Below are 26,555 nucleotides of genomic sequence, written 5' to 3' on the forward strand. Positions count from 1 at the left end.
AATCAGTAAGCCTTGGCCGGCTGCGGGAAGAGGTCTTGGGCCTTTTTCAGCACCTCGACCGCATTGTCCTTGCTGACGATGCGGGTCGGCGTGTTGACGTATCCGCCCTGCTTCCTGTTGCGCAGCAGATCTATGACGAAGCATGCGGCCTGCCGGCCCATGATGACCGGCGACGTATCGGTCGTGGCGGTTATCCCTTCGCCCGCGGCGACATTCTCCAGCGCGCCGGTGTCGCCGTCATACCCGTAGATTTCGAGATCGCTCCGCCCGAGCGCCTTCGCGGCAAGGGCGGCCCCCAGCGCCATATAGTCGTTCGACGCATAGATGACCTGCACGCCGGGATTGGCCTGGATGAGGTCCATGGCGGCTGTGTTGCCCTTTTCGACGCTCCAACCGCCGTTGATGCGCGCCGAGACCGTCCAGTTGCTGCCCTCGATGCCATCGGTGAAGCCGCCGGCGCGCTCCGTGGCGAGATAGCCGGGCTCGCCGTCAAGGATGCCGACATTGCGGGCTTCGCCGCCGTCGCGCTTTTGCGCCCATTTTGCCAGTTCAGCGTTGACCTTGCGCTGATTGACGCCGATCACGCCATGCACCGGGGTCGGGAAATCCGGAATGTCGGAATTGATGATGACCACCACTTTGCCGGCGTTGACCGCTTCCTTGACCAGAGGGGCCAGCGCGTGCTCGTCGAAGCTGATCAGGATGATGGCGTCGACATCGGCCTGGGCCGTCACGTCCTGCAGCATGCCCATCTGGCCCGCCAGGTCCGATCCCGAATAGGGTGACAGCAGGAAGGATTCGACACCCTCGCTGGCCGCCGCGACGCTCTTGATGCCCTCGCTCAGCGCGACGTGGTAGTTGAACTCGGTGCCCATCGGCAGATAGGCGATCCTGATCTTGCCGCCGTCATATTTCGCCGTAGCGATATCCGCCTGCGCGCCAGCCTTGAGCGGTGTCGGCGCCGTATAGTCACATGCCGTCTGAGCAAGCGCTGCGGTCGACGTTGCCAGGAAGGCCGCAAGGGCCAGGAATCGGGTAGCTCGTTTCACTGTCATCTCCTCCGCGATCGGCCGTCTCCCGGGCCGGACTTTCATCAGTCGGCATCAGTATGAAATTAACTTCCTTACCTGTCAACAGGAATAAAATTAACTTTTGTATCGAGTGATCGTAAGTTACCGGATGTCGTATCGCGTCATCGGCTGGATGAGTTCGGCATACGATGAAGCACCGAGCGACCGGATTTCAGACCGGGCGGCCTCAACTTCGATCGTGTTGAAATCGAACATGCCGAAATGATGCCCGAGTAGCAGCGGGATGGCGGCGTTCCGGCAGAGGGCGATCGCCTCCAAAAGGTGAAAATTGCCGGGAATGCCGTTCGCCTTGCGGCGCGCGTCGCGGCCGTTGACCGGCAGAAGCGCGACGTCGATCGAGTCGACGCCGAGCCAATCCCCCAGGTCGTCGAACGGAACGCAATCGCCGGAATGATAGACGGCCTTCTCGCCCGCCCGGAATTTGTAGCCGAGGAAGAAGTCGTGCCCCTCCCCGTCCTGCCAGCGCTCTTCATGCGCGGCGGGTACTACCGCGGCCGAAAAATTTCCGGACAGGACGACCACGTCGCCGGCAGCGACCAGTATCAGCCGGTCCGGCGGAACCCCACGCTCCATCGCCTTCATGCGTTCGGCCGCTGGCACGACGAAACGGCAGCGCGGGCTGGCCCGCGCCATGTCCGGCAAGGTGCCGGGATCCATATGGTCGGTATGACTATGCGTGCAGAACACAAAGTCGAGTTCTGTCAGCGCGCCCGCCGCCACCGGCGCCGCCATGATGCGGCGATGCGGAAACGGCGTGCCACGATATTTTTCGGCGAGCGAGTCCGAAAGATAGGGATCAACGGCCAGTCTGAGATCATTGTGGCGGAGCAGAAAACCGGCCTGTCCCAGCCACCACAGCGCGACGCCGTCGTGCTCGGCGGGCCGGTGGAAATCCCCGGCAACGTCCTCGATCGGCGTTTTGGTGACTGCCATGGTGGTTCCGTTCTCGATTGGGGTGCGCCCTCGCCGCTTCAAGCAAACCGAAGCCCGTAGTGCGGCCGCTACATCACCGACTGGTCAGCTATGCGCTTCCATGCCCTTCCAGCACCCGCAGCAGGTTCTCCACCGCGATCCGTGTGGCTCGATCCACGCTCTCCTCGGTCAGCCCGCCTGCATGCGGCGTGCGGATCGCGTTCTCATGCCGGAGCAGGTCGTTCAGCATCGGCGGCTCGGTCTGGTAGACGTCGGTGGCGAAGGCTGCCACCTTGCCGGAATTCAACCCCGCAAGCAGCGCCTCGCCGTCGATCAGTTCGGCCCGCGCCGTGTTGATCAGCAGCACGTTCGGACGCATCGCATCGATCGCCGCCGCGTCGACCAGTGGTCGAGCGCCGGGCGGACAATGCAGCGAGACGATCTCCGCCTCCGCATACAGTTCGTCGAGCCCAACCAGCCTGAAATACGGGCCGAGCGAACCGTCGTTCTTCCAAACCGGGTCGTAGCCCAGCACCTTCATGCCGATGGACAGGCACATCTGCGCCAGCGCCCGGCCGATCGCGCCGCAGCCGACGATGCCCAGCGTCCGGCCGAACGCCTCGCGGCCCTTCCTGCGTTTCCATTCTCCCGCACCCAGCACGCGGTCAGACCAGGAGACATGGCGCAGGCCGCACATCATCAGAGCCATGGCGAGTTCGGCCACGCCACGCGTGTTGGCGCCGAGCGCCTTCTCCACAACGATGCCCCGGGAGCGGGCGGCATCGAGGTCGATATTGTCGATGCCGACGCCGTTGCGGCTGATCACGCGAAGGTCGCGGCTCATCTCGATGACTTTTCGGCTCACCGGCTCGACACCGGCCAGATAGCCGACGCAGCCAGGCAGCGAGGCCATCAACTCGGCCTCGGTCGGCTGACGTCCCGGCGCCGGGAACACCAGTTCGTAGCCGCTTTGCGACAGGAGCCCCAGCGCCGGATGCCCGGCCTCGGACATCGAGCGCGGCGTGATCGCGACCCGCCCCTTCATGATCGTCGCTCCGGATGAAGAGGTCAGCTCTGCCAGCGCGGATTGTCGATCAGCGTCGGCTTGCCGTCGCGCTCGACCACCAGCTTGCGGAATCCCTTGGTCTCGATGGTGCCGTAGTCGTGGCCGGCATGCCCCGGAAAGGCGAAGAAGGTGATCAGCGGTTCGTTCGCCGAAACGTTGATGGAGCGGTGGGCATAGCGGCCGGGCACATACACCGCCTTGCCGGCCACCAGTTCCTGCACCTCGACCTCGCCCTCCGGGTTTTCCATCATCATCAGGCCGTGGCCGCGCAGGCAGTAATAGACCTCCGCGGTGTCGAGCACGGTGTGAAAATGTCCCTTGGTCATGTGGAACTCGTCGCCGATCTTGCCGGGATAGGTGATGCTTGTGCCGTAGGCGACGTCGCCCGAGGTTTCCGGAACGCCCATATCGAAGAACTCGTAGACCAGCCGGTCGTCCTTCCTGACCTCGGCATCGAAGGCGTCGCGGTCGTAGAAGATGCCCTTCATCTTCGACAGGTTGCGGCGGATCGGCTCCTTGCCCTTGGACAGGCCTGAGACCAGGTCGAAGTCGATGAGCGTGGATTTGACGTTGGCGACGTTGAACATTTTTCAGCTCCTTGTGGCTTCCATGGCGATCCGGCTGAGCCGGCCGAATTCCGGCCCAGCAACGGGGATGTCGATGTCGAAGGCTTCCGCGATGACCCGCGTCCAGCCGTGGATGAAATAGACCCAGCCATCCTCGACCCTGAGTTCGTCGGCGGCGGCGCGGCGCTTCGCCTGATCGAGAAAGACAAGGTTGCCGCGATAGTTGAACTCCCAGGCGATGCCATGCCGCGGAAAGACCACGGCATCGGAGAGCGGCGATCCCGGCGCGTCCTTGCCGAGCCCGGTGGCGTTGATGATCATCGATCCCTCCGGCAGCTCCGCGACGACCGCGTCGCCGTCCTCGGCCGACGGCGCCAGCCGATAGTCGATCGGGATCGAGAAACCGATGCGGCGGTGGACCTCCCGCATCTCGTCCAGCCTAAGCTGGCGGCGCGCCGTCACCACGATTCTTTCCGGCACGTCGCCGCCCGCCGCCCTGCGATTGTGCAGATAAAGAGTCAGCGCCAGCGCGGATCCGCCCGAACCGAGGATCAGCATGTGCCCGCCGGATCTCTTCCAGTATCCGGCCTCGACGATCGCCTCCAGACCAAAGCCGACGGTGATAGGGTCCTTGGCGTGGCCGATCATCCTGCCGCCGCGTTTCGAGACGCTGTTGATCTCCTCCAGCGTCTGCGACGTGTCGTCGACGTCGTCGAACAGGTCGCGCGCCGCCTGCCAGACGTTGAGCTTGTGCGTGGTGATCAGCGCGCCCGGCGAGCGGACATCGTCGCGAATGCGCATGATTGCTTCGCGGTAGATTTCCGGCGCCGAATTGGGCGCTATGTCGATGCCCTTGATCGCCGCGTCGAGACCCAACGCCTGGCACCAGCGCGGAAACACTTTCAGGATCGACGATTGCCCGGTCGTCACGCCGACGAAATAGAGCGTTTGTTGCTGATTGGCGGTCATGCGGCCAATAATCCTTCTATGCGTGCTCTTCCCAGTCGCGGGAGCGTTCGACGGCGCGCCGCCAGCCGGCATAGAGTCGGTCGGCATCGCAGCGCGACATTGCCGGGGTGAATTCGCGGTCGAGCGAAAAAGCGTGCGAGAGCTCTTCGCGACTCTTCCAGAATCCGGTCGCCAGGCCGGCCAGGAAGGCCGCGCCCCTGGCCGTCGTGTCGACGATCTTCGGCCTCAGCACGTTGACGCCGAGCAGGTCGGACTGGAACTGCAGGATGAAATTGTTCATCGCCGCGCCGCCATCCACCTTAAGCTCCGTGTTGCGGATGCCCGAATCGGCCTCCATGCAGCCGATGACGTCGCGGATCTGGTAGGCCATCGATTCCAGCGCGGCACGGATCAGGTGGTCGCGGTTGGCGCCGCGGGTGATGCCTACGATGGTTCCGCGCGCATACTGGTCCCAATAAGGCGCCGAGAGGCCGGTAAAGGCCGGCACCACATAGACGCCGTTGGTGTCGGGCACCTGGCTGGCGCTGTGTTCGGATTCAGCCGCATCGTGGATGATCTGCAACTCGTCGCGCAGCCACTGGACAACCGACCCGACGGTGAACAGCAGGCCCTCCAGCGCGTATTCGATCTTGCCGTCGAGGCTCCACGCGATGGTCGTCAGCAGGCCGCTGGTCGAGGGCATCGGCCTGGGGCCGGTGTTCATCAGCAGCGACCCGCCAGTGCCGTAGGTCACTTTCACCATGCCGCCCTCGAAGCAGGACTGACCGAACAGCGCGCCCTGCTGGTCGCCGATCGCCGCCGCCACGAGAATCTTCACGCCGTCGAACAGATCGGGGTCGGTGACGCCATAAATCTCGCTGGAGTTCCTGATCTCCGGCAGCACCTGCCGGGGAACGTCGATCTCCCGGAGCAACCGGTCGTCCCAGGTGCCCGAGCGGATGTCGAGCAGCAGCGTGCGCGAGGCATTTGAGTGGTCGGTGACATGCGCCTTGCCGCCGGTCAGGTTCCAGATCAGCCAGGAATCGATGGTGCCGAAGGCTAGTTCGCCGCGCTCCGCCCGCTCGCGGGCGCCGGGCAAGTTGTCGAGTATCCACTTGATCTTGGTGCCGGAAAAATAGGCGTCGATGACCAGCCCGGTGGTTTCCCGGACATAGGTCTCCAGCCCCCTCGCCTTCAACTCGTCGCAGAAGCCGGCGGTGCGCCGGTCCTGCCAGACGATGGCGTTCATCAGCGGCTTGCCGGTGGCGCGGTCCCAGACCACCGTCGTCTCGCGCTGGTTGGTGATGCCGATCGCCGCGATCTCGTCGGGGCGAATATCGGCCTTCTTCAGCGCTTCGGCGGCGACCGAAAGCTGGGTGTGCCAGATGTCCATCGGGTTGTGCTCGACCCAACCCGGCCTGGGATAGATCTGCGGAAACTCGCGCTGCCCGATGGCCACGATGTCGCCCTGCCGGTCGAAAATGATCGCGCGGCTGCTCGACGTTCCCGCATCGAAGGCCATCACATATTTCTTCTGGGGCATCCGTCCCTCCCGTCCTGTCCGCCGGCCTGCGCGTGCAGGCTCCTCCCGGCAGCCGTCATTGCTTCAGTGCGTCCACGCCGTTCGGCGCGAACAGGATCTTTCCGTAGGGACCAAAACTGCGGTCCGCGAGCTTTCTGAACGTCTCCGGCGCTTCCGACAACGGCAGCACATGGGTGATCAATGGCGTGCTGGACAGGTCGCCCGCCGCGATAAAGTTGACGATGTCGAACCATTCCTTGCCTGGAAACGGCACGGAGTAAGAATTCCACGAACCCAGAACATGAATTTCGCGGCGCAGAATCTTCTCGAACAGTTCCGGCTTGAAGACGACGTCGTGATGCGCCGAGCCGTAGACCAGCACCATGCCCTGCTTCTTCACTGCTGCGATCGACAATTCGCGCCCGGCATTGTTGCCAGCCGTCTCCAGCGCCAAGTCGACGCCACGCCCGCCGGTTTCCTCGAAAATCCGGGCGACCGCATCCTCCCTGCCCGGATTGATGCAGACGTCGGCTCCTGCCTGTTTCGCCAGTTCCAGCTTGGCGTCATCTATGTCGATGGCGATCAGCGGTTTGGCGCCGGACAGTTTTGCGAAGCGCACGCCGAAATAACCGAGCGCGCCGACGCCGATCACCGCGACAGAATCCCCGGCCTTGAGGTCGATCTTGTGGATGCCGTGCAGGATGATGCCGGCCGGCTCGATGGTCGCCGCCTCCATGAAGCCGATATTGTCGGGAAACCTCATCACGTTGCTGGCAGGCGCCTTGACGAATTCGGCGAAGCCGCCATCGGTGCGCGAGCCGAGGAAGTTGTAGGTGTCGCAGAGCGAATAGTTGCCGCGCCGGCAGGAGTCGCATTCGAAGCACGGCATCAGCGGCGCGACGGCGACGCGGTCGCCCTTCTTCACCGAGGTCACGCCGCGGCCGATCTCCTCGGCGATACCAGAAAACTCGTGGCCTGGAATGGTCGGGAAACGGTAGGTGCCGGTGACCATGACGCGGGCGATGTCAGAGCCGCAGATGCCCGCCGCCATCACCCGCACCAGCACCTCGTCGTCACCAAGGTTCTTCGGCAGCGGAACCTGCTCGACGCGAAGATCGCCGGGCGCATGCAGTACCGCCGCCTGCATGAAGTCGCTGATCGTTGCGCTCATCGCGTCTGGGCCTCTCAGTGGTGGACGATCATCGACTTCATCACCGTCCCGGTCTGCGCCAGCGCGAAGGCAGCGCCGATGTCGTCGATGGGGAAGCGGTGGCTGACGATGTCGCGAACGTTGATCTGGCCGTTGGCGACCAGTTGCATCGAGCGGTAGTAATCCTCGTTCGACGAGCCGGTCGTGCCAGTCAGCGTCAGGCCGCGATAATGGACGCGGTTGGTGTCGATCTCGGCAAGCGAGCCCTTGGGCAGGCCGCCGAAAAAATTCACCCGTCCGTGCGTGGCGAGCAATTCAACGGCGAGCGGCTGCAGTTCCGGCGACGAAGCGGCGGTGATGACCACGTCGACGCCGCGTCCGGCAGTGATCCTGTCGATCTCGGCCTTGAGGTCCTTGTCGCGCGAATTGACCGTAATGTCTGCGCCGAACCTCTCCATCTCGCGCAGACGTTCGTCGCGACGTCCGGCCACGATGATCTTGCGCGCGCCGGAGGCTTTCGCAAGTTGGACGAAACAGGCGCCGATCGGTCCGGGGCCGATGACGAGGACGGTGTCTTCCGGCGTCACTTTCAGCCCGGAAAAGGCGTTGTAGCAGCACGACAGCGGCTCGACGACCGCGGCTTCCTCGAATGACAGGTTTTCTGCAACCTCGAACACATTGCCGCCGCGGATCGCGATATTGGGCACGACCATGTATTCCTGGAAGCCGCCGTCGACACTGATGCCGAAAGCCTCGTAGTCGGGGCACATGTTGTTGTAGCCTTGCCGGCACATCTCGCAGCGGCCGCAGCCTATATTGGGTGTGAACGACACCCGCATGCCTTCGCGAAAGCCACGCACCAGGCTGCCAACCCTAGCGATCTCGCCCGACACCTCATGGCCGAGCACGCGGCTCGACCCGCCAGGTATCTTGAAATGACCGGCCTTGAATATCCTGAGGTCGGTGCCGCAGATCGAAGCCGCCCGTGTCCTCAAAAGCATCTCGTCGTCGAGGATGTCGTAGACATCGCGTTCCTCGACGGCGATGTCGGCCGGCTTGTGGTAGACTGCGGCTTTCATGGCTGATCCTCGAACCGTCCGGTGCCCTAAACTTCCATGCCGTAGCGGTGGGCCTTGTGGGTCGGATAGAGCGCGATTGTCGGAATCGTCACGTCAGGCGTGCGGGTGGCCACGAACAGCGCCAGCCAGGCGACGCTGTCGACCTCGATGCAAGAGGCGTGGATGCCCTCCTTCATCTCCTTTTCGTCGAGCCAACCGTCGACATAGGCCGGCAGGTCGCCGTCATAGAGGCCCTTGTCGATGATCTCGGTCATCGGCGTCTTGACATGTGACGGGTTCAGCACCGTGACCCCGATCTTCTTGTCCTTGCCTTCGAGCAGGATGTTCTTGGAAAAGCCCAGCATGCCGTGTTTCGAGGCGCGGTACGGGCTGTGGCCGGGGCCGGAAGCCACCCTGGTCGAGGACGAGCCCATGTTGATGATGCGGCCGCCATTCTCCTGCTTTTCCATGTAGCGGAAGGCCTCGCGGCAGCACAGGAACACCGCCGTCAGGTTCGGCCCGATGGTCTTGTTCCATTCTTCCAGCGTCACCTGGGTGACGGGCGGCGCCAGCGAGTCGCGACCGGCGCTGTTGACCAAGAGGTCGATGCTGCCCCAGAGGTCGTGCGCCTTTTTGAAGAACGCCATCACCGTTTCTTCGCCGGTCACGTCGGCGACGACAGGCACGAACTCGCCGCCGGCCGCCTGGATTTCCGCGGCGACGCGTTCGAGCCTCGCGGCGTCGATGTCGACCCCCAGCACCTTGCACTTGTTCTCGCAATAGATGCGCGCGACAGCCTCTCCGATACCTGAGGCGGCGCCGGTGATGATCGCAACCCTGCCGCTGAGTTCCTTGCCGCTGTTCATAATGTCCTGCTCCTGGAAGTGTTTCAGTATCCTGGGATGGAATTTCTGCCGTCAGCCGTGCGCTACGGTCGCGCCGCCTTGGCCAGCCCCACCGCTTCGCGCGTCAGCCGCGCGACGGCCGCAAAGTCTCCGGCGGCGGTCAGTGCAGGGTCGACCATCCATGAGCCGCCGCAGCCAATGACGGTCTTCACCGCGAGATAGTCCGAAAGGTTTTTCCTGCCGATCCCGCCGGTCGGGATAAAACGGATGCCGGGATATGGTCCGGCCAGGGCCGTGATGAAGGCCGGGCCGCCCGACGCTTCGGCGGGAAAGAATTTCAACAGGTCGACGTCAAACTCCATCGCCATCTCGACAAAGCCGGGCGCGTTGACGCCTGGCACCACCGGCATGCCGATCTCCAGGCAGCGGCCGACGATGCGCGGGTTGAAGCCGGGCGTCACCACAAAGGCAGCACCTGCCGCCACCGCTTCGTTGAGCTGGGCGAGCGAGGTCACCGTGCCGGCGCCGACCAGAATCTCGGGAACCGCCTCGCGGATCGCCGTGATGGATTTGGCGGCGGCAGCGGTGCGAAAGGTCACCTCGGCGGCCAGAAGCCCGCCTTCGACCAGCGCCCTGGCAAGCGGCACCGCGTCTTGCGACCGCTCCAGAACCACCACCGGCAACAGCCGGCCGGCGGCGATGACTGGCAGTATCCGATCGACGGGCCGTTCAGCGCTCGCAATCTCGGCCAAAGCGTCCTCCCTTCAGGCGATGACTCGATATAAAAGCAAATTTTATAACTTTCAAGTCACATAAAAATAATTTTCTTACGAAAGCTCCGCTTTTCGACGGCATGCAGGTCACGTTTCGAACGCAGGTTTCCGCGTTGCCGCTTCCCCGCGAGGATGTCATGAGTGCGCTCGAACCGCTGCAGACATTGCTCCTCTTCGGGGCTCTGTGACGCGAAGATTCCGTGGCGGTAAGCTGATTCTCGCCATACATCCGGGCCGGATGGCAGCGTCGATGGCGACGGTCGATTTTGGTGGGAGTCTGATCTCTAGAACGTCAAAAGCCCCGCGGCGGGGCTTTTTGCCGGTCGATGCCGACAGGTATAGCCAAGCCGACTGTCAGCAGCCGAATCTTGCGGCCCTTGCCTTCGTATGCGAGATGCTTCTGACCGTTTCCAGCAGATTGACTACCGCTTCCTCGCTTATGGCAATTTCCTGCCGCCCGACGCATTCGGCAAAGATGTTCAGGAAATCGTCGCCACGGCCCTCGAAGAAGGCGCGGTTCAGCATCAGACCGGTCTCGGTTTTGGGAATCATCACGATGCCTTCTGGCCAAGGCTAGACGTGATTCTTGTATAGACAAAACGAAGCATTGTCGATGGAATTGAACCAATGCTCAGTTTTTAATGCGGCCGCTGGATTGCGTTCCGACGTGGCGCAGGCCGTCGCTGGCCTCGATATATGCCATCTCGAGCAGATGAGCGAGAAACGTGCACCGTTCCGAATCGCAGATCGCCTTGAGGTCCAGCAGCATGGCCTGCACGTAGACCAGTCTGTCGGCCGCTTCGTGGCGAACTTCGTCGGTCATTGTTTTTCTCTGCGATCGGCGATCCGCCTGCGCATGAGCAGAACGGCGGCATTGGTATGAGATTATGATGCCTGCTGCGCGATGATGCGGCCAGCGCCGAAAGTGTAAGTTACACGGAGACACCTGTGGTGTGCGGGGCCATCTGTCTCCTCGGCGTTACGCCTGATGCGTGCACTGCCCCTGCCGCGTCCACCCGTCTCGCTCCTGGCGCGGCTAATTGCTTCGCGCGGGAAATCTCGATTGGCGATTTTACCGATAGCCGGGACCAGCAAGTACAAGTCGGCATTGAGAATAGCCCGCCACGGCCGGAGATTTGTCCTTGGCGGGTTGGCAGAAAGCCGGCGCGCGAGGCGCCGGCTTCCTTTGTCGAGATGATCTCAGACGACGATAAAGTCGGCCGCGGTCAGGCCGGGCGTACCGGTCAGGCTGGCGATCTTGATATTGCCGAATGCATCACCCGAACCATCGGCGTCGTAATAGAGATTGCCGTTGGCCGAATTGTAGATGATGCGGTCGTTTGCATCCTTGGCGCCGTCGGCGGTATCCTTGAACGACGCCGCCGCAAGACCACCCAGCGCGGTCAGCGCGGTATAGGCCGCGTTATCCAGCCAGATCGCGTCGTCGGCCGCATCGAAGTCGAGGATGCGGTCGACATTGGCGGGCTCGACGGGCACGGTATCGAACAGGAACGCATCCAACCCGGCGCCGCCGTGCAGCGTATCCTGGCCGAGCCCGCCGGCCAGGGTGTCGTTGCCGCCATTGCCCTTGAGGGCATCGTCGCCGGCGCCGCCGATGAGAATGTTGCGGCTGTCATTACCCTGCAGCGTGTCGTCGAAGCTCGACCCAGTCAGGTGCTCGATCGAGATGTAGCTGTCGCCCTTCGCATCGCCCGTATTGATCGCGGGGTTGACGAGGCTGGCGACCACGGCTGCCAGCGACCCGGCATAAGACGCGGTGTCCGCGCCGTTGCCGCCGTTCAGCACATCCGCACCGGCGCGGCCGAGCAGCGTGTCGTTGCCGTCGCCGCCAAACAGCGTGTCGTTACCAGCCGAGCCGACATTCGGCATGCCGACATCGGCGGGCGCCACCGAAACATTGATCTCGTAGGTCGATCCCACCGGCACCGTCGGCGAGAAGCCGCTCGGCGAAGCGCCGTCGACCCAGGCGCCGACCTGGATGTAGTAGGTGCCGGCCTGGGTGACCGTGTAGTTCAGCGCCGAATCGCGTCCTGAGACCGAGCCCGGATCGCCGCCATTGTCGTCATTGTTGGCGACAAGCACGCCGCCTGCGCCGTTGTCGCGGATAAGCAGAATCCAACTGTCGTGCACGTCGGGATCGGCGATGTGGTCGATGTCGACCGACAGCGTCGCGCCCTTCTCCAGCGTCAGCTTGTAGAAGCCCGACTGCCCATTGCCCGTGGCGTTCACGGTGGTGTGCGGAACCGTGTCGGAATCGAAGATGTCAGGATCGGCCGCTGCGGTGAAGTTGTTGGTGATGTCATAGGCGGTGGCAAGCGAGTTGTTCTTCGCTTTGCCATCGAGCGTGGCGTAGCCGCTGCCCATGCCGATGCCGGTGGGCGGGATCGGGGTGAAGTCGCCGTCGAGCACGTCATCGCCGTCGCCGCCGATCAACGTGTCGTTGCCACCTTGGCCAACCAGCGCGTTAGCGCCGGCGTCGCCGGTGAACTTGTCGTCGAAGGCCGAACCCGCAAATCCCTCGATCGAGACCAGCGTGTCCTCACCCGGCTGGGTGAGATCGGCGGTGACACCGACCGTGCTGTCGTAGAAGGCGACCATGTCCATGCCGTCGCCGCCGTCGAGCAGGTCCTTGCCGCCACCGCCGGAGAGCGAATCATTGCCGCCGGCGCCACGGATGATGTTGACGCCGTCGTCACCGGTCAGCACGTCCGCGAATTTCGAACCGGTCAGGTTCTCGATCGAGACGAGGAGGTCGCCCTGGACGCCCTTCGTGGTGTTGCCCTCTGCGTCGCCGCCGCTGGCCACGCCGGTGGCGAGGTTGACCGTCACGCCGGAGATCGCCTTGGAGTCCGAACCGGTCGTATAGTCTGCCGTATCCCTGCCGGCGCCGCCATTGATGTAGTCCTGGCCCGCTCCGCCGATGATCCGGTCATTGCCGGCATCGCCGTAAAGCACGTCGCCGTCGCGCGCGCCGTCCAGCACGTCGTTGCCGCCGCCGCCGTTGAAGACGTCGCCGCCGCCAAGGCCGCGGAAATAATTGGCGTCGCCAGTGCCAATGAAGCGGTCGATGCGGTCGTCCGAGCCGATCAGGTTCTCGATGCTGTAGAACGTATCGCCCGAAGCCGTGCCACCGCTGGCGATGTTGAGCTCGAGATTGACCAGCAACTGGAACGGGCTCTCGCGGCTGAAGTCGACAGTGTCGACACCGGCGCCGCCCTTGAACACGTCGACGCCGGCCATGCCACGCAGGATGTCGTTGCCGTCGCCGCCGTCCAGAATATCGTCGCCGGCGCCGGCGTCGATCGTGTCGTTACCTTCTTCGCCGTAGAGGCGGTCGTTGCCGTCCTTGGTTTCGGGACCGGTAACGGGCGGCAGCGTGTTGTTGCGGTCGCGGCTGTCCAGCGTGTCGAGGCCGCCGATGATGTAGTCGTCGCCGGTGCCGCCATAGATCACGTCGGTCTGGTTGCCACCATTGATCTTGTCGTTGCCGCCGAGGCCGGCGATCTTGTCGGCGCCGTCACCACCGACCAGGGCGTTGTCGCCGTCATTGCCGATGATGATATCGGCGAAGGCGCTGCCGATGCCTTTTTCGATGTAATATTCGGTCGCGTCGGCGTTGTGGCCGTCGAAGATGGTGACATTGTATTCATGGCCGTTGACGCTCGACCAGTGCCCCGCCCTGAGATCGAGCAGCGTGCCTGCGGTCGATCCGGAGAAGTCGATCGTATCCGTGCCGCCAGTGTCGTGGATGACGAAGCCGATATTGTGCCCGGGTCCATCCGCTGTCAGTTCGTAGCCCAGCTTGTTGCTGCCGAAGCCGTAGCGGTCATTGCCCGTGTTGAGCTGGATGTCCTGGTAGGTTCGGTCGCCGTTCGCGTCGACGGTGGCGAAATAATGGCGGATGACCGCCTCGATGTCGCCGACCGACGGGGTGGTCGACGTCCAGCGCGTGGTGCCGCCGACGTCGATGCCATCGAAATACGACATGATGCTGTAGCGCTGCTGGTCGTAGATCCAGGTCGCGCCGTTGAGAAAGTTGATCTGGTCGCCGCCGGGGCCGCCATAATTGTAGACACCCGGATGGTTCAGGCCCCATTCGTGGCCGAATTCATGGACGAAGGTGTTGAAGAGATAGCCGCCGGGTTCGCTGCTGTTCGGTTCGGTATCGTGAAAGCGCTGTCCGACACTGACATAGCGGCCGGCCGAAAAGGCGCTGCCGTCGTCCTCCTCGCCGAGTTCGGGGCTCACCACTTCCAGATAGTCCAGATCCGGGTCGAATGGCCGGTCGTCGACGATCTCGAATTGCAGCGGCGTCGTCTTGGACCATTGCTGCAGCGCTCCGATGGCGGCTGCCTTGTAGTCCGGATGGTCATTCAGTTCCGACACGTTCACACGGATCGGGCTCTGGGCCATTTCCGGCGTCAGATCGCGATTGAGGGCGCCGAGATAATCGAGAAACGCCTCATAATCGGTGCTCTTGCCGAACGGATTGTCCGGCGTCTGGTCGATATTCATCCATTCGAGATTTTCTACAGGCATTTGGGTGTCCCATTCTTTTGGTTGGACGTTTTTTTCGGCCACACCGAAGCCCGACACCCCATCGGAGTGGCACCCATTCAACTTCCGCGAGCCGGAGGCCGAATGTTCCCTCTGGCCAAATTTGTATAGACGAGCGGTTTGCATGACAAGCAAATTAGGTATGCAATTTCGCCAGCGTCCACCTGTGTCAAGATACGGAAAAAATCTTATGATTCCTGTATGTTCTGTAATCTTTTTGAGAGTCTGGTGGAGGCGTTTTTGCCGAACTCGCATGCGTGACAACGCACGTTTCTCAAGCTTCCCCAAGGTCAATTTGGGCGTCGCGAAAGGCCTGCCGGGCATCATAACGGAGGGATTCGGAAGCAACAGGCGGCGCTTAGCCACCAACAGAAACGCGAGTTGCACGGCGCACGATTTACCGCACCTGGGCGCCTTGCCTTGACGGCGAAGATTGTGACTCGATGCGATGCTGCAAGTCGTGTCTCAAGCTGTCGTGATGACCTCCCGCCATCATGGTCATGCACGGGCCGCTAACCTACGTTACGCGGATTGGCCACCGTCGCCTCAGCCATGCCGGCGGTTTCGGAAAGACGATGATTATATGGAATCGAACGGAGCCTGCCGGATGCGCACCACGTTCCTCGCCATGCTGGCCATCGTCTCGGCACTCTCCGGTTGCGTCACCGAACAGAGCGGAGAAGCCTATTCACCGCCTTGTGGCGACAGAGCCTATGACGCCGGGTTCTGCCCCTATCCCGGGTACCGCACGCCTGTCCCGCTGTGGTAACGCACCATTTCGAACTCCCAGCGGCGGCTGTCGATTGCTATCCCGCGATAGCTCCGTTCACTGATCCGGCCGCTACGACATCGGCCGAAAACCGCAGCTCGCGCAACGGTCTGACCTCGCGGGTCGTCTCGGCATAAAGCGGATGCGCCTTGTAGGCAGCGAGCGCCGCCTCGTCTTTGAACTCGGCATAGACAACGACGTCGACCGCATCACCAAGCGGGTCGACTTTCATGTTTCGGGAGACTTCGAACAGGCTTGAATGCGGAATGCGAGCCAGCTTGCGCAGGCCGGCTTCAACCGCAGCCACATCTTCCGGACGCCCGGCGCTGAAAAATACGATGTGTCGGATCAACCCGGCCTCCGTGATCGTCAATCGCGGCTTTTTGCTGCGCAGGACGAACGGGGTCAATGCAGCGGATCGTCGCTATCCTGCGCGGAGGCGCAGCGATGCGGAAGGTCAACCGACAACGGAGCGGATCAGCGAGCTTACGGAGCGCAGCGCGATATCGAGATAGCGGCCCTCATTGTTGAACCCATCCCAGATGATGAGACCGGTGAGAATGCAAATACCGATCACGTAACGCATATCCGTTCCCGACGAATCGACAGGGCCAAAGCAAGGCCAGCCGGATCATGCCATGCCAAGGGTAAAGCATCCGTCATCACCTGCCATTCGAAATAGAAACGCACCAAAACGTTCGTATTGGTGCCGCCAGACAGGACGGCATGAGGTTCGCATTCACAGACGCCGTAGGTAGTGAGCCATTCATTGGAAAGCGCTGAGACGCTGGCTGAAAGGCGCGAATTCCCCGCAGTCCGTCACCAGCCCTACGGCAAATTATCTTGACGACGAATCCATCGAAGCCGGCGAATGATTGAGACGCAAGACGAGGTTGCAGGAATCCTGGTCTCATACCATTGTGCGTCCGGAGAGGCATTCAGGCTACAAGTTCGGCGCAAGGGCAGACGATGGGCGGGGAACGCAACATACGCGGAATGGTCGGCGACGTGGTCGCCCTGACGGAACGCAATTTTTCGGAGATAGCCCGCAGCCTGCCGGGCAAGGCGCGCCGTGTTCTGGCGACGGCCCTGCATCTGCCGCAGGGATCGCTGGTCATCAACACGCCGGAGGGCCGGCGCTTCAAGATCGAAGGCAAGGTGGAAGGGCCGGCGGCCGAGGTGACCCTGCACAATTGGCGCCTTCCCGGCCGCGCCTTCACCGGCGGCACGATCGGCGTCGCCGAATCCTATTTCGACGGCGACTGGGACAGCCCGGACGTGACCAGTTTCCTTGAACTCTTCGTCGTCAACATGGATATGGGCGAAAAGGTCGCTGGCGGCGCCAGCCGGATACTTTCCACCCTTTATCGTTTCCGGCATTGGCTCAACGCCAACACGCGAAAAGGGTCGAAGCGCAATATTTCCGCCCACTACGATCTCGGCAACGCCTTCTACAGCGAGTGGCTCGATCCGACGATGACCTATTCGTCGGCCATCTACTCCGAGGGCGCCAACGATCTCGAAAGCGCGCAACGCGCGAAATACCGGGCGCTGGCGACCGACATCGGCATCACCGGCAAGGACCATGTGCTGGAGATCGGCTGCGGCTGGGGCGGCTTCGCCGAATACGCGGCTCGCGAGATTGGCTGCCGCGTCACCGGGCTGACCATCAGCCGCGAGCAGCACGACTTCGCGCAAAAGCGCATCGCCGACGCAGGGCTTTCCGACAAGGTGACCATCAAGCTTCAGGACTATCGCGACGAGACCGGAACCTATGACCGCATCGCCTCCATCGAGATGTTCGAGGCAGTCGGCGAAAAATACTGGCCGGTGTTCTTCTCGAAGGTGAAGCAGTGCCTGAAGGCTGGCGGCACCGCCGGCATGCAGATCATCACCATCAACGAGGCCGCCTATCCGATCTACCGCAGCCGCCCGGATTTCATCCAGCGTTATGTCTTTCCGGGCGGCATGCTGCCCACCCCGCGCATTCTCCAGTCGCTCGGCGCGGAGCAAGGCTTGCGGCTGGCGCGCGAGCGCATCTTTGCGCAGGACTATGCACGCACGCTCGCGGAATGGCGCGACCGGTTCCTGTCGTCCTGGGAACGCATCGTGCCGCTCGGCTTCGACGAGCGTTTCCGCCGCCTCTGGGAATTCTACCTGCACTATTGCGAGGCAGGCTTCCGCGCCGAATATATCGATGTCAGACAAGTGATCTACCGAAGCTGAGTTCGCCCGAAACCAAGCCTGCCCTGACGCGTTGCCTCCATAAGCGGTCCTTGGTGGCCATGTGAGAGCGTTAGGAGGCTCTGATGAAAACACTTTTTATGGCAACAGCCATGCTGATTGCCGGCGCCAGCGCGGGCTGGGCGCAAACGACAAGTGATAGCTGCGGCGACGTCATCAACAACCCAAAAGCCACGTGCCCGTCGGTGATGGATCCAGGCGCCGGAGGCTCATTCAACTCCGGGGCCGCACCGGGCTCCAGCAACGGCATCATCGACAACGAGACCACCGGATCGATCCAGAATCCATCGCCCGATACCGGCTTCGGCATAATCGAGCCCAACGCCACGCCGACGGTTACGGTGCCCATCGATCCGCTCGGACGCAATGTCGGACAGAACCCCTATGGCGGCGGCAACCAGATCGGAATTCCGACACCAGGCACCAACAATGCGATAGGCTCGCGCAGCAGCCTTGCCTCGCCGTCGATCCGGTAACTTCATCTGCGTCATGCGGGCATGACAGCAGGGCTACCTCGGCTGGAAAGCTTTTGCGGGCAGTGCGATTCACATCTCCAGAAGTTTCTGCTTGAAACGGTCGATCAACCATTGGGCGGCAGGGCCCGGCGGCTTGTCGGCCCGATGGAAGGCGTAGAGCGAATACGGCCTGACGGGATAAGGCTCGAGGTCGAGCACAATGAGGCGGCCTGCCGCCACGTCGTCTGCAATCATCCACGACGGCAAGCCACCCCACCCGAGGCCGGACAGGATCAGTTGGTACTTGGTGTTCATGTCGGTCATTCGCCACGTTCGATAGGCGAACACACCGAAGTCGCGGCCCTTGGTCATCTTGGTCGGATCCGAGACCACCAATTGGATATGCTCGCGCGCCGCCGACAGCGGCACCCGTCCGGGATAGACCGCCAGGGGATGACCGGGCGCCGCCACCGGCGACATCGAAGCGCTGCCGATCCGGATCGAGACCAGGCCCGGCGCCAGCACCACGGGCGGACCGCCGAAGGTGACGTCGCTTTGCCGCTCCAGAAGCTGATCCCACACGATGCCCAGCGCGCCGACGCTGAGAACCAGGGCGACGGTCGGGAACTGGGCTTCGAAGGCATTCAGGACATCGATCAGCGCCAGCGACGGCAATGTCACGTCGACGGCGATGGAAAGCTCGGCTTCCAGCCCTGCATTCAGTCCCTCTGCCAAGGCGCGGATATCCTGAAGGACGCCGATCATTCTGCGGGCATCGGGCAACATCGCCTCTCCAGCCGCCGTGAGCGTCGGTTCGCGGGTGCCGGCGCGGGAGAAGAGTTTCAGTTCCAGTTGCGCTTCGAGGTTGGCGATCGTGTAGCTGATCACCGACTGCGCCCGGTTCAGCCGCCGCCCCGCCGCTGAAAAACTGCCTGTTTCGGCGATGGTCAGAAATGTCAGCAACTGGTCGAGGGTCGGGTTGGCCTGCATGATGTATCCAGAAAATCGATATATCGGATAGAAATTTTCCCGATTTTTATAATGGATAGCGCCTCCTATCTCAATGCCCGGCGGCCCGAGACGTTGGCCGGTCATCATTGAAGGAAAAACGGCAATGTCCATTCTGGTTGTCACATCGAGCCCGCGCGGCGAAGCCTCCCTCTCCACGAAAGTTGCGACCGAACTCGCCGAAGAACTGCACAAGGCGCTGCCCGGCAGCACCGTTGTCACCCGCGATCTTGTGAAGAACCCGCTTCCGCACATTGAGCCGGCCTATGCTTCCGGCATCCATACGGCACCCGAGGCGCGCGACGCCCACCAGTCGGAGGTTGTCGGCGTCTCCGACCGCGCCATCGACGAATTGTTGTCGGCCGACCACATCATCCTGTCGACTGGCATGATCAATTTTGGCATTTCGTCGACGCTGAAATCGTGGATCGATCACATCGCCCGCTCCGGCAAGACGTTCTCCTATGGCGAGAGCGGCCCCAAAGGGCTCGTGACCGGCAAGAAGGTCTATATCGTGCTTGCCTCGGGCGGCATCTACTCCGAAGGCCCGTCGGCGGTATACGACTTCGCCATCCCTTATCTGAAGTCCGTCCTCGGCTTCATCGGCATCACCGAGGTCGAGGTCATCCGCATCGAAGGCGTCGGGATGGGCGAGGAGGCCGTAGCGCAAGCGCTGGAAAAGGCGACCGCCGCGGTCCGGGAACTGGCGGCAAGGCCCTTGGCAAAGGCGGCGTAGGGGAGAACCCACCTCGCCCCGCCTACGGATCACTCGCGCTTGGTGGAGGCCTTGTCAGGCTCCGCCGTCAAAGCGTGATGCGGTACTTCGCAAAACCATTCTCGCCGTCGCCGGCCGCCTCGATCTTCACCGCCTTCTGGCTGGCGATGAAATCCTTGGCCTTCGGGCCGGTTTCGAACAAAACGGACGTGCCCGCCAGCGGCGAGAACGTCCAGTTGGCGTCCGCCGAGGGGTTGATCGTACCTTCCGCGATGATGTAGCGCACGATCACGTCGCGGTTGGTGTCCGGCGCCTCGAAGATGATCTTCGAGGCGTTGATCTCGGGAAAATTGCCGCCGCCGCCGGCCCGGTAGTTGTTGGTAGCGACGACGAACTTCTGGACCGGATCAATGGGTTTTCCGTCGAACATCAAGTCCTTGATGCGCTCGGACGACGCATTGATCACCCCACCCTTCGGATCGTATTTCGGCGGCTGCGACAGATCGATCTTGTAGGTCACGCCGTCGATCACGTCGAAATTGTAGGACGGGAAGTCGAGGTTGATCAGAGCCTGGTCGGACTTGCCGGCCTCGACCGTATTGAAGATGCCGGCCGACATCTCCAGCCATTCCTTGACCTGCGCCCCCGTGATCTCCACCGCCCGAACTGTGTTCGGGTAGAGATAAAGGTCGGCGACATTCTTGATCGCGATGTCTCCGGCGGGAACATCCGTATAGTAGTCCGGACCGCCGCGCCCGCCCGACTTGAATGGCGCCGCAGCCGACAGGACGGGCAGATCCTTCCACTCAGTATCCTTCAGCAAGTCCTTGATATACCAGGTCTGCGCCTGGCTGACGATCTGCACCGACGGGTCGTCGGCGACCAGCGCGAAATAGGAATAGAGCGGCGCGGACGTCTTGCCGACCGGCCGCCTGACATAGGCGAGCGTCGCCTCGTGATCCTCCTTCAGCGCCTCGACGATGTGCTGGTCGTCGCCGACCGTCGCCTTGTTCTTGTTTTCGACGCGCTCATAGATCGGCCTGGCTTCCGAGGTCGCAGAAACGATCTTCCATTGCGAGCTGTCGCGTTCCAGCAAGAGGTCGATCAGGCCCATATGCGAGCCCCAGAAGCCGCCCATGACCGCCGGCTTGCCTTGCAGCGTACCCGCCGCCGTATCGACGCCCGCGAGTTCCTGAAAATCCTTTTTTCCAGGGAAGACAAGGTGTTGGTGACCGGTAAAGACCGCATCGATGCCCTCCACGCCCGCGACGAAGAAGGAAGCATTCTCCATCATGTCGCCCTGCTTGACGTCGATGCCGGAATGCGAGAGCGCAATGACGACGTCCGCGCCCTCCTCCCTGATCTGCGGTACCCAGGCCTTTGCCGCCTCGACGATGTCGCGCGTCACCACATTGCCGGTCAGGTTCTTGGCGTCCCACAGCATGATCTGCGGCGGCACGAAACCGATGATTCCGATCCTGATCGGCTGCTCGGCGCCCGAGCCGTCCTTGATCTTTTTTTCAAGGATCACGTAGGGCTTGAGGTAAAGCTTGTCGTCGCGCGGGTTCGCGGCGAGTTCGGTGCCCTTGATCAGGTTGGCGCAAACGAAGGGGAAATTCGCTCCGGCCAGCACCTTATCGAGGAATGACAGGCCGTAGTTGAACTCATGGTTGCCGAGCGTGGAGCATTCGTAGCCGAGCAGGTTCATGCCCTTCATGACGGGATGGAGATCGCCCTCCTTTATGCCCTTCTCATAGGCGATGTAGTCGCCCATCGGATTGCCTTGCAAGAGGTCGCCATTGTCGATCAGCATTGCATTGGTAGCTTCCTTGCGAACCGCGTCGATCAGCGAGGCCGTGCGCGAGAGGCCCATCGTGTCGTTTGGTTTGTCGGCGTAGTAATCATAGGGCAGCACGTTCACATGGATGTCTGTGGTCTCCATGATGCGCAGATGCGCCTGGTTGGCCTGAGCGCGCGCGGAAAAAGGATGCAGCACGATCAGCGCGCCAACAGCGGCGCCGCCGGCGAGGAAAGAGCGGCGGGATATCGGGTGAAGCATCTCGGACATGGATTCTCCTGGTGAAACTGGAAAGCGAAAGATCGACCCCGAAACCAAAACTTTCGCGCCAAAATTTAGCCGAGTCCAGCAAGAAGGAATGACATGTCGATGACATTTGCCGGCAAATGATCCATCGCACCCGGCGCCAACCCTGGCACCCGTCATTTCCTGTCGGCATCTCCCTGCGTGATCAACCGGGCGCTGCGCTGCCCGGTGACATAGATCCATAGCCAGCTCAACGACACGGTCAGCCGGTTCCGGAGGCCGATCAGGAAATAGATGTGGGCAAAGCCCCATATCCACCAGGCGATCCAGCCTTTCAGCTTTATCCAGCCAAAATCGATCGCCGCGGCGCGCTTGCCGATCGTGGCAAGGTCGCCGTCGTGCCTGTAGCGGAATGGCCGCGGCGCGGTGTCGCCAGCCAGACGCGCCTTGACGGTTGCCGCGACATGCTTGCCCTGCTGCTTGGCGGCGGGCGCTACGCCGGGGACCAGACGCCCCTCCTTCCATTCGACATGGGCGGTGTCGCCGACGGCGAAGATATCGGGGTGACCGGGTACGGTCAGGTCCGGCTCGACCATGATGCGGCCGACGCGATCGGCGGCAACGCCCAGCCATTCGGCCGCCGGCGAGGCGGCAACGCCGGCCGCCCAGATGATCGTTGCGGCCGGAAGGCGCTCGCCGCCGAACGCCACACCGTCGGCGGTGCATTCCGACACCGGACGGCCGAGTTCGACGGTGACGCCGAGCCGCTCCAGCGCTGCCTTCGCATAGGCCGACAATTCCGGCTTGAAACCTGGGAGCACGCGGTCGCCGGCCTCGATCAGGACGACGCGCGTTGTGCTTGTGTCGATGTTACGGAACTCACCGATAAGCGTGTCGCGTGTCAGTTCGGCGATCGTGCCGGCGAGTTCGACACCGGTCGGCCCACCGCCGATGATGACCAGCGTCATCAACGCCCGCCGCTTGTCCGGGTCACTCTCCTGTTCGGCCCGTTCGAAGGCAAGCAGGATGCGCCTGCGGATTGTGGTCGCGTCCTCCAGCGTCTTCAGGCCAGGCGCGAACGGCTCCCATTCGTCATGGCCGAAATAGGCGTGCCGCGCCCCGGTGGCGAGCACCAGCGTGTCGTAGGCGACTGCCGTGCCATCCTCCAGCAGCACACGCTTTCCAGTGGGATCGATCCCGACAACGGTGCCGAGCAGCGTCGTCACATCCTTGCGCTTTCGCAGAAGGTGCCGAACGGGCCAGGCGATCTCCGAAGTCGCCAGCGAGGTGGTCGCGACCTGATAGAGCAGCGGCTGGAACAGGTGATGGTTGCGCCGGTCGATGACGGTCACGCAAACAGGTGCGCCGGCAAGCGCGCGCGTGAATTCGAGGCCGCCGAAGCCGGCCCCGACAACGACGACGTGATGAGAGAAAGCGGTCATGTGTTTGCACTCGTCCCGTTCGATGGCGATCAGGCCATGCAAAGGATGGGGCGCGCGACCGCCTGAAACAAGCACCGTACCCTTTGGGGCGGCCGTTTCCGCACAGGCGTATGACCTTCCGGACATTCGGACGCCCGATGTCGCGAATGCGCATGCCGCCCTCGCCCGCCAAGTCTAGCCTCTTCATAAAAGCCGGACGAGCGAGGATATCCGATGGATCACGATCGCGACGACAAAGACCCGCCGCGCTACGCGTCGCCTCCCTGTTTCATGCACGAGATCGAGGTAGGTCTCGGCTCCGGCCGCCCATCCGATCAGGTCTTGTGGGCCGATGTCCGCCGATGGCGCAAGGCCGAGCGCGAACGGCTGATCGAGGCGCGGCTCGCCATACCCGCCGAAATACGCACGGAAATGGCGGGCCGCATCGCGCGAGGACTCGATGCCGTTATCGGCGACATCAGGGGCCATATGATCAGCCTCTACTGGCCGTTTCGCGGCGAGCCCGACCTGCGCCCGTGGATCGTCTCCGTGGCCGAGCGTGGCGGCCGCATCGCCCTGCCGGTCGTCGTCGAAAAGGGCCGGCCGCTGGTCTTTCGCGCCTATCGGCCCGGCGATCCGCTCGAAAAGGGAGTCTGGAACATTCCGGTCCCCGCCTCCGGCGGGCCGGTCATCCCCGACGTCGTCATCGCGCCGCTGGTCGGCTTCGATCCGCAAAACTATAGGCTGGGCTATGGCGGCGGGTTCTTCGACCGCACATTGGCGTCCCTGCCCGCGAAACCGCTGGTCGTCGGCGTCGGTTATACGATGCAGGCCATCCCGACGATCTATGCGCAGCCGCACGACATAGCGATGGAGCGGATCGTGACGGAGGCGACAATCCTCTGAAACCGCAAATTCGCGCACTCAACATGCGGCCAAGGCCAAGCAAGCTGAACCGAAGAACCTAAGCCATCTCCGGCTTCAGCCCCAGCGCGGTGCGGTCGACGATCTCGCGCAACGCGAAACTCGAGTTGATCTTCGTCACATGCGGCATGGCCGACAGCCATTCCTTGTGGATGCGCTCGTAGTCGGCGAGGTCTTTTGCGGCTATGCGCAGGATGTAGTCGTATTCGCCCGACATCAGGTGGCAGGACAGCACGTTGGGGCAACGCTTGATCGCCGCCTCGAAGTCGGACAGCGTCTTTTCGAACTGGCCCGACAGCGAGATGTGGACGATCGCCGTCATCTGGTGGCCGAGCGCGGCGTTCGACAAACGCGCGTGATAGCCCCGGATGACGCCGTTCTTCTCCAGATTGTCCAGACGTCTCGAACAGGCCGATTGCGACAGCCCGACCTTCTCCGCCAGGGCGGCATTGGGGATGCGGCCATCCTTCTGCAGCGTATCCAATATCGCGATATCGATCCTGTCGAGCGGCATCGTTCGAACTTTCTTCGATGATCGGTGAGTTTCACGCAACGAATAGCGGCGTATCCCGGTGGAAGCAATTCACTTCGCAAACTCTTTCGGCCGCAAGGCGCGTATCCTTGCAGGATACAGGGAACAAGCCGTCAAGGCGTCAAACGAGGAACAGAGCCATGCGAGTCGGTTGTCCGAAGGAAATCAAGAATCACGAATATCGCGTCGGCCTGACCCCCGGTTCGGTGCGCGAATATGCGGCCCACGGCCATGAGGTGCTGGTCGAGACCGGCGCGGGCGCCGGCATCGGCGCCGACGATAATGCCTATCGCTCCGCCGGCGCCAGGATCGCCAAGACCGCCGAAGAGGTGTTCGCAAAATCCGATATGATCGTGAAGGTCAAGGAGCCGCAGCCAGCCGAATGGGTACAACTGCGCGGCGACCAGATCCTCTACACCTATCTGCACCTCGCGCCCGATCCGGAGCAGACCAAGGGCCTGCTGGCCTCCGGCGTGACCGCTGTCGCCTACGAGACGGTGACCGACGAGCGGGGCGGGCTTCCCCTGCTGGCGCCGATGTCGGAAGTCGCCGGCCGCCTGTCGATCCAGGCCGGCGCGACGGCACTGCAGAAGGCCAATGGCGGCCGCGGCGTGTTGCTCGGCGGCGTGCCGGGCGTGCTGCCGGGCAAGGTGACCGTGCTCGGCGGAGGCGTGGTCGGCCTGCATGCAGCCAAGATGGCCGCCGGCCTCGGCGCCGACGTCACCATCATCGACCGCTCCATCCCGCGCTTGCGCCAACTCGACGACATTTTTAATGGCCGCGTGCACACCCGCTACTCAACGGTGGAAGCGCTCGAGGAAGAGTGCTTCTCCGCCGACATCGTGGTCGGCGCGGTGCTGATCCCGGGTGCGGCGGCACCAAAACTGGTGACGCGCGAAATGCTGTCCGGCATGAAGAAGGGTGCGGTGCTGGTCGACGTCGCCATCGATCAGGGCGGTTGCTTCGAAACCTCGCATGCCACGACCCATGCGGAGCCGACCTACGAGGTCGACGGCATCATCCACTACTGCGTCGCCAACATGCCGGGCGCCGTGCCGGTCACCTCGGCGCATGCGCTTAACAACGCGACGCTGCATTACGGCCTGCAGCTTGCGGACAAGGGCCTGAAGGCGCTGGTCGACGACCACCACCTGCGCAACGGCCTCAACGTCCACAAGGGCCGCATCACCAACCGCGCCGTGGCGGAAGCACTCGGCTACGAGATGGCCGAGCCGAAGCAGGTGCTCGCCGCCTGAACGAACCTTTCATACAAGATAAATCCCGCCTTCGAGGCCGGATTTGTCATGGGAGTTCAACAAAAAAGCGGGGATAAACCCCGCTTTTTTCAATCGACTTTCCGCCAGTCCATCCGTGGTCGGAACCCGATCAGATGGCTGATGGTAGGCATCGGATCGTTAACAAAAGGTTAACGCCAAAACCCCGCCGCCCTCACGCCCGCTCGATCCGGCACTGGTAACAATTGTTCCTGGCCGAACGCACATGCACATAGGCGACGTCGTCACGCTCGAACAGTTCATGCGCCCGGCCGCAGATGCTTTGCGTCGGCGTGACCGCGCCGGTGCCGTAGACGATGCGGTCGTCAGCGCCATAGCCTCGCAAGATATAGTCGGGCGTCGAGCGGAAGATGTCGGGCAGCACGTCGGTTTCGGGAGCGCGGTCGCATTCCTCGGCGCACAGGAAGATCGGGCCAGTCTCGGCATAGGGCTGGAGCGCCGGAAACGGGCGGTAGGCGAGGATCAGGTAAGGCTTGCCGGCCGCGACAGTGCGTAGGCAATGCCGGCACGGCACGCCGTCGCCATCGGATATCTTCTGCTCGGGAACGAAGCCGTAGGCGTCTACACCGCCGCGCTGGAGAGCGCGAACGGCGTCGGTCGGCAAGGCTTTGAAGCGGATAAGCATCGGCTGGCTCCTCG

General features: G+C 62.7%; 26 protein-coding genes. 6 read left to right on the forward strand and 20 right to left on the reverse strand.

What is annotated here, in order from left to right; translation table 11 throughout:
* Positions 1–2: 2 nt before the first annotated feature.
* The 13 genes from ACH196_RS03835 to ACH196_RS03895 form a co-directional block, all read right to left on the reverse strand.
* Positions 3–1,049, reverse strand: a complete 1,047-nt coding sequence (locus ACH196_RS03835) for a sugar ABC transporter substrate-binding protein (RefSeq protein ID WP_396645082.1) — start codon at positions 1,047–1,049, stop codon at positions 3–5.
* A 123-nt stretch (positions 1,050–1,172) separates the two neighbouring features.
* Positions 1,173–2,024: an MBL fold metallo-hydrolase gene (locus ACH196_RS03840; protein ID WP_396645084.1), complete on the reverse strand. Its 852-nt coding sequence runs from the start codon at positions 2,022–2,024 to the stop codon at positions 1,173–1,175.
* Between the two features lie 88 nt (positions 2,025–2,112).
* Complete coding sequence (locus ACH196_RS03845; RefSeq protein WP_396645085.1) at positions 2,113–3,048, reverse strand: phosphoglycerate dehydrogenase; 936 nt, start codon at positions 3,046–3,048, stop codon at positions 2,113–2,115.
* A 23-nt stretch (positions 3,049–3,071) separates the two neighbouring features.
* The gene (locus ACH196_RS03850) at positions 3,072–3,656 is read right to left on the reverse strand and encodes a glucose-6-phosphate isomerase (protein ID WP_396645087.1); all 585 of its coding nucleotides are present in this window, start codon (positions 3,654–3,656) and stop codon (positions 3,072–3,074) included.
* 3 nt (positions 3,657–3,659) lie between these two features.
* A complete protein-coding gene (locus ACH196_RS03855; protein ID WP_396645089.1) occupies positions 3,660–4,604 on the reverse strand; it encodes a shikimate dehydrogenase family protein in 945 nt (314 codons plus the stop codon).
* Between the two features lie 16 nt (positions 4,605–4,620).
* A complete protein-coding gene (gene glpK, locus ACH196_RS03860; protein ID WP_396645091.1) occupies positions 4,621–6,126 on the reverse strand; it encodes a glycerol kinase GlpK in 1,506 nt (501 codons plus the stop codon).
* Positions 6,127–6,181: 55 nt separating this feature from the next.
* Positions 6,182–7,276, reverse strand: coding sequence for a galactitol-1-phosphate 5-dehydrogenase (locus tag ACH196_RS03865; protein WP_396645093.1), 1,095 nt, complete (start codon positions 7,274–7,276; stop codon positions 6,182–6,184).
* A gap of 14 nt (positions 7,277–7,290) precedes the next feature.
* Entirely contained in the window at positions 7,291–8,334 is a 1,044-nt protein-coding gene (locus ACH196_RS03870; RefSeq protein ID WP_396645094.1) for a zinc-dependent dehydrogenase, read from the reverse strand.
* Between the two features lie 26 nt (positions 8,335–8,360).
* Positions 8,361–9,179: an SDR family oxidoreductase gene (locus ACH196_RS03875; protein ID WP_396645095.1), complete on the reverse strand. Its 819-nt coding sequence runs from the start codon at positions 9,177–9,179 to the stop codon at positions 8,361–8,363.
* A 62-nt stretch (positions 9,180–9,241) separates the two neighbouring features.
* Positions 9,242–9,910 carry a bifunctional 4-hydroxy-2-oxoglutarate aldolase/2-dehydro-3-deoxy-phosphogluconate aldolase gene (eda, locus tag ACH196_RS03880; protein WP_396645096.1) on the reverse strand — a complete coding sequence of 223 codons (669 nt, stop codon included), beginning with the start codon at positions 9,908–9,910 and terminating at the stop codon, positions 9,242–9,244.
* A gap of 375 nt (positions 9,911–10,285) precedes the next feature.
* On the reverse strand, positions 10,286–10,483 hold the full coding sequence (locus ACH196_RS03885) for a hypothetical protein (RefSeq protein WP_396645098.1): 198 nt from the start codon (positions 10,481–10,483) through the stop codon (positions 10,286–10,288).
* Between the two features lie 79 nt (positions 10,484–10,562).
* Positions 10,563–10,754 carry a hypothetical protein gene (locus tag ACH196_RS03890; RefSeq protein WP_396645100.1) on the reverse strand — a complete coding sequence of 64 codons (192 nt, stop codon included), beginning with the start codon at positions 10,752–10,754 and terminating at the stop codon, positions 10,563–10,565.
* A gap of 377 nt (positions 10,755–11,131) precedes the next feature.
* Positions 11,132–14,491 (reverse strand): M10 family metallopeptidase C-terminal domain-containing protein, encoded by a 3,360-nt coding sequence (locus ACH196_RS03895; RefSeq protein WP_396645102.1) that lies wholly within the window; start codon positions 14,489–14,491, stop codon positions 11,132–11,134.
* A 625-nt stretch (positions 14,492–15,116) separates the two neighbouring features.
* Between ACH196_RS03895 and ACH196_RS03900 the strand changes: the two genes are divergently transcribed.
* A complete protein-coding gene (locus ACH196_RS03900; protein WP_396645103.1) occupies positions 15,117–15,278 on the forward strand; it encodes a hypothetical protein in 162 nt (53 codons plus the stop codon).
* 37 nt (positions 15,279–15,315) lie between these two features.
* Here ACH196_RS03900 and ACH196_RS03905 read toward each other — a convergent pair whose 3' ends face one another.
* Entirely contained in the window at positions 15,316–15,630 is a 315-nt protein-coding gene (locus ACH196_RS03905; RefSeq protein ID WP_396645379.1) for a Dabb family protein, read from the reverse strand.
* Between the two features lie 105 nt (positions 15,631–15,735).
* Positions 15,736–15,864: a hypothetical protein gene (locus ACH196_RS03910; RefSeq protein ID WP_396645104.1), complete on the reverse strand. Its 129-nt coding sequence runs from the start codon at positions 15,862–15,864 to the stop codon at positions 15,736–15,738.
* A gap of 383 nt (positions 15,865–16,247) precedes the next feature.
* On the opposite strand from ACH196_RS03910, the gene ACH196_RS03915 reads away from it, so the two are divergent.
* Positions 16,248–17,504: a class I SAM-dependent methyltransferase gene (locus tag ACH196_RS03915; protein WP_396645106.1), complete on the forward strand. Its 1,257-nt coding sequence runs from the start codon at positions 16,248–16,250 to the stop codon at positions 17,502–17,504.
* Between the two features lie 83 nt (positions 17,505–17,587).
* A complete protein-coding gene (locus ACH196_RS03920) occupies positions 17,588–17,998 on the forward strand; it encodes a hypothetical protein (RefSeq protein ID WP_396645107.1) in 411 nt (136 codons plus the stop codon).
* A gap of 69 nt (positions 17,999–18,067) precedes the next feature.
* Here ACH196_RS03920 and ACH196_RS03925 read toward each other — a convergent pair whose 3' ends face one another.
* On the reverse strand, positions 18,068–18,967 hold the full coding sequence (locus ACH196_RS03925; RefSeq protein WP_396645108.1) for a LysR family transcriptional regulator: 900 nt from the start codon (positions 18,965–18,967) through the stop codon (positions 18,068–18,070).
* Between the two features lie 124 nt (positions 18,968–19,091).
* On the opposite strand from ACH196_RS03925, the gene ACH196_RS03930 reads away from it, so the two are divergent.
* Entirely contained in the window at positions 19,092–19,721 is a 630-nt protein-coding gene (locus ACH196_RS03930; protein ID WP_396645109.1) for an FMN-dependent NADH-azoreductase, read from the forward strand.
* A 67-nt stretch (positions 19,722–19,788) separates the two neighbouring features.
* On the opposite strand, the gene ACH196_RS03935 is transcribed toward ACH196_RS03930, so the two are convergent.
* Positions 19,789–21,768 (reverse strand): bifunctional 2',3'-cyclic-nucleotide 2'-phosphodiesterase/3'-nucleotidase, encoded by a 1,980-nt coding sequence (locus tag ACH196_RS03935; RefSeq protein ID WP_396645110.1) that lies wholly within the window; start codon positions 21,766–21,768, stop codon positions 19,789–19,791.
* Between the two features lie 152 nt (positions 21,769–21,920).
* Positions 21,921–23,186, reverse strand: a complete 1,266-nt coding sequence (locus tag ACH196_RS03940) for an NAD(P)/FAD-dependent oxidoreductase (protein ID WP_396645111.1) — start codon at positions 23,184–23,186, stop codon at positions 21,921–21,923.
* A gap of 213 nt (positions 23,187–23,399) precedes the next feature.
* On the opposite strand from ACH196_RS03940, the gene ACH196_RS03945 reads away from it, so the two are divergent.
* Positions 23,400–24,071, forward strand: coding sequence for a 5-formyltetrahydrofolate cyclo-ligase (locus ACH196_RS03945; protein ID WP_396645113.1), 672 nt, complete (start codon positions 23,400–23,402; stop codon positions 24,069–24,071).
* Positions 24,072–24,129: 58 nt separating this feature from the next.
* Here the strand turns inward: ACH196_RS03945 and ACH196_RS03950 are convergent, their stop codons facing one another.
* A complete protein-coding gene (locus ACH196_RS03950) occupies positions 24,130–24,603 on the reverse strand; it encodes an Lrp/AsnC family transcriptional regulator (protein WP_396645115.1) in 474 nt (157 codons plus the stop codon).
* Positions 24,604–24,761: 158 nt separating this feature from the next.
* Between ACH196_RS03950 and ald the strand changes: the two genes are divergently transcribed.
* The gene (ald, locus tag ACH196_RS03955) at positions 24,762–25,877 is read left to right on the forward strand and encodes an alanine dehydrogenase (protein ID WP_396645116.1); all 1,116 of its coding nucleotides are present in this window, start codon (positions 24,762–24,764) and stop codon (positions 25,875–25,877) included.
* Positions 25,878–26,070: 193 nt separating this feature from the next.
* Here ald and ACH196_RS03960 read toward each other — a convergent pair whose 3' ends face one another.
* Entirely contained in the window at positions 26,071–26,541 is a 471-nt protein-coding gene (locus tag ACH196_RS03960; protein WP_396645118.1) for a DUF1203 domain-containing protein, read from the reverse strand.
* Positions 26,542–26,555: the final 14 nt, after the last annotated feature.

It is taken from the genome of Mesorhizobium sp. IMUNJ 23232 (genome assembly GCF_044326205.1).
Classification (GTDB): Bacteria; Pseudomonadota; Alphaproteobacteria; order Rhizobiales; family Rhizobiaceae; genus Kumtagia.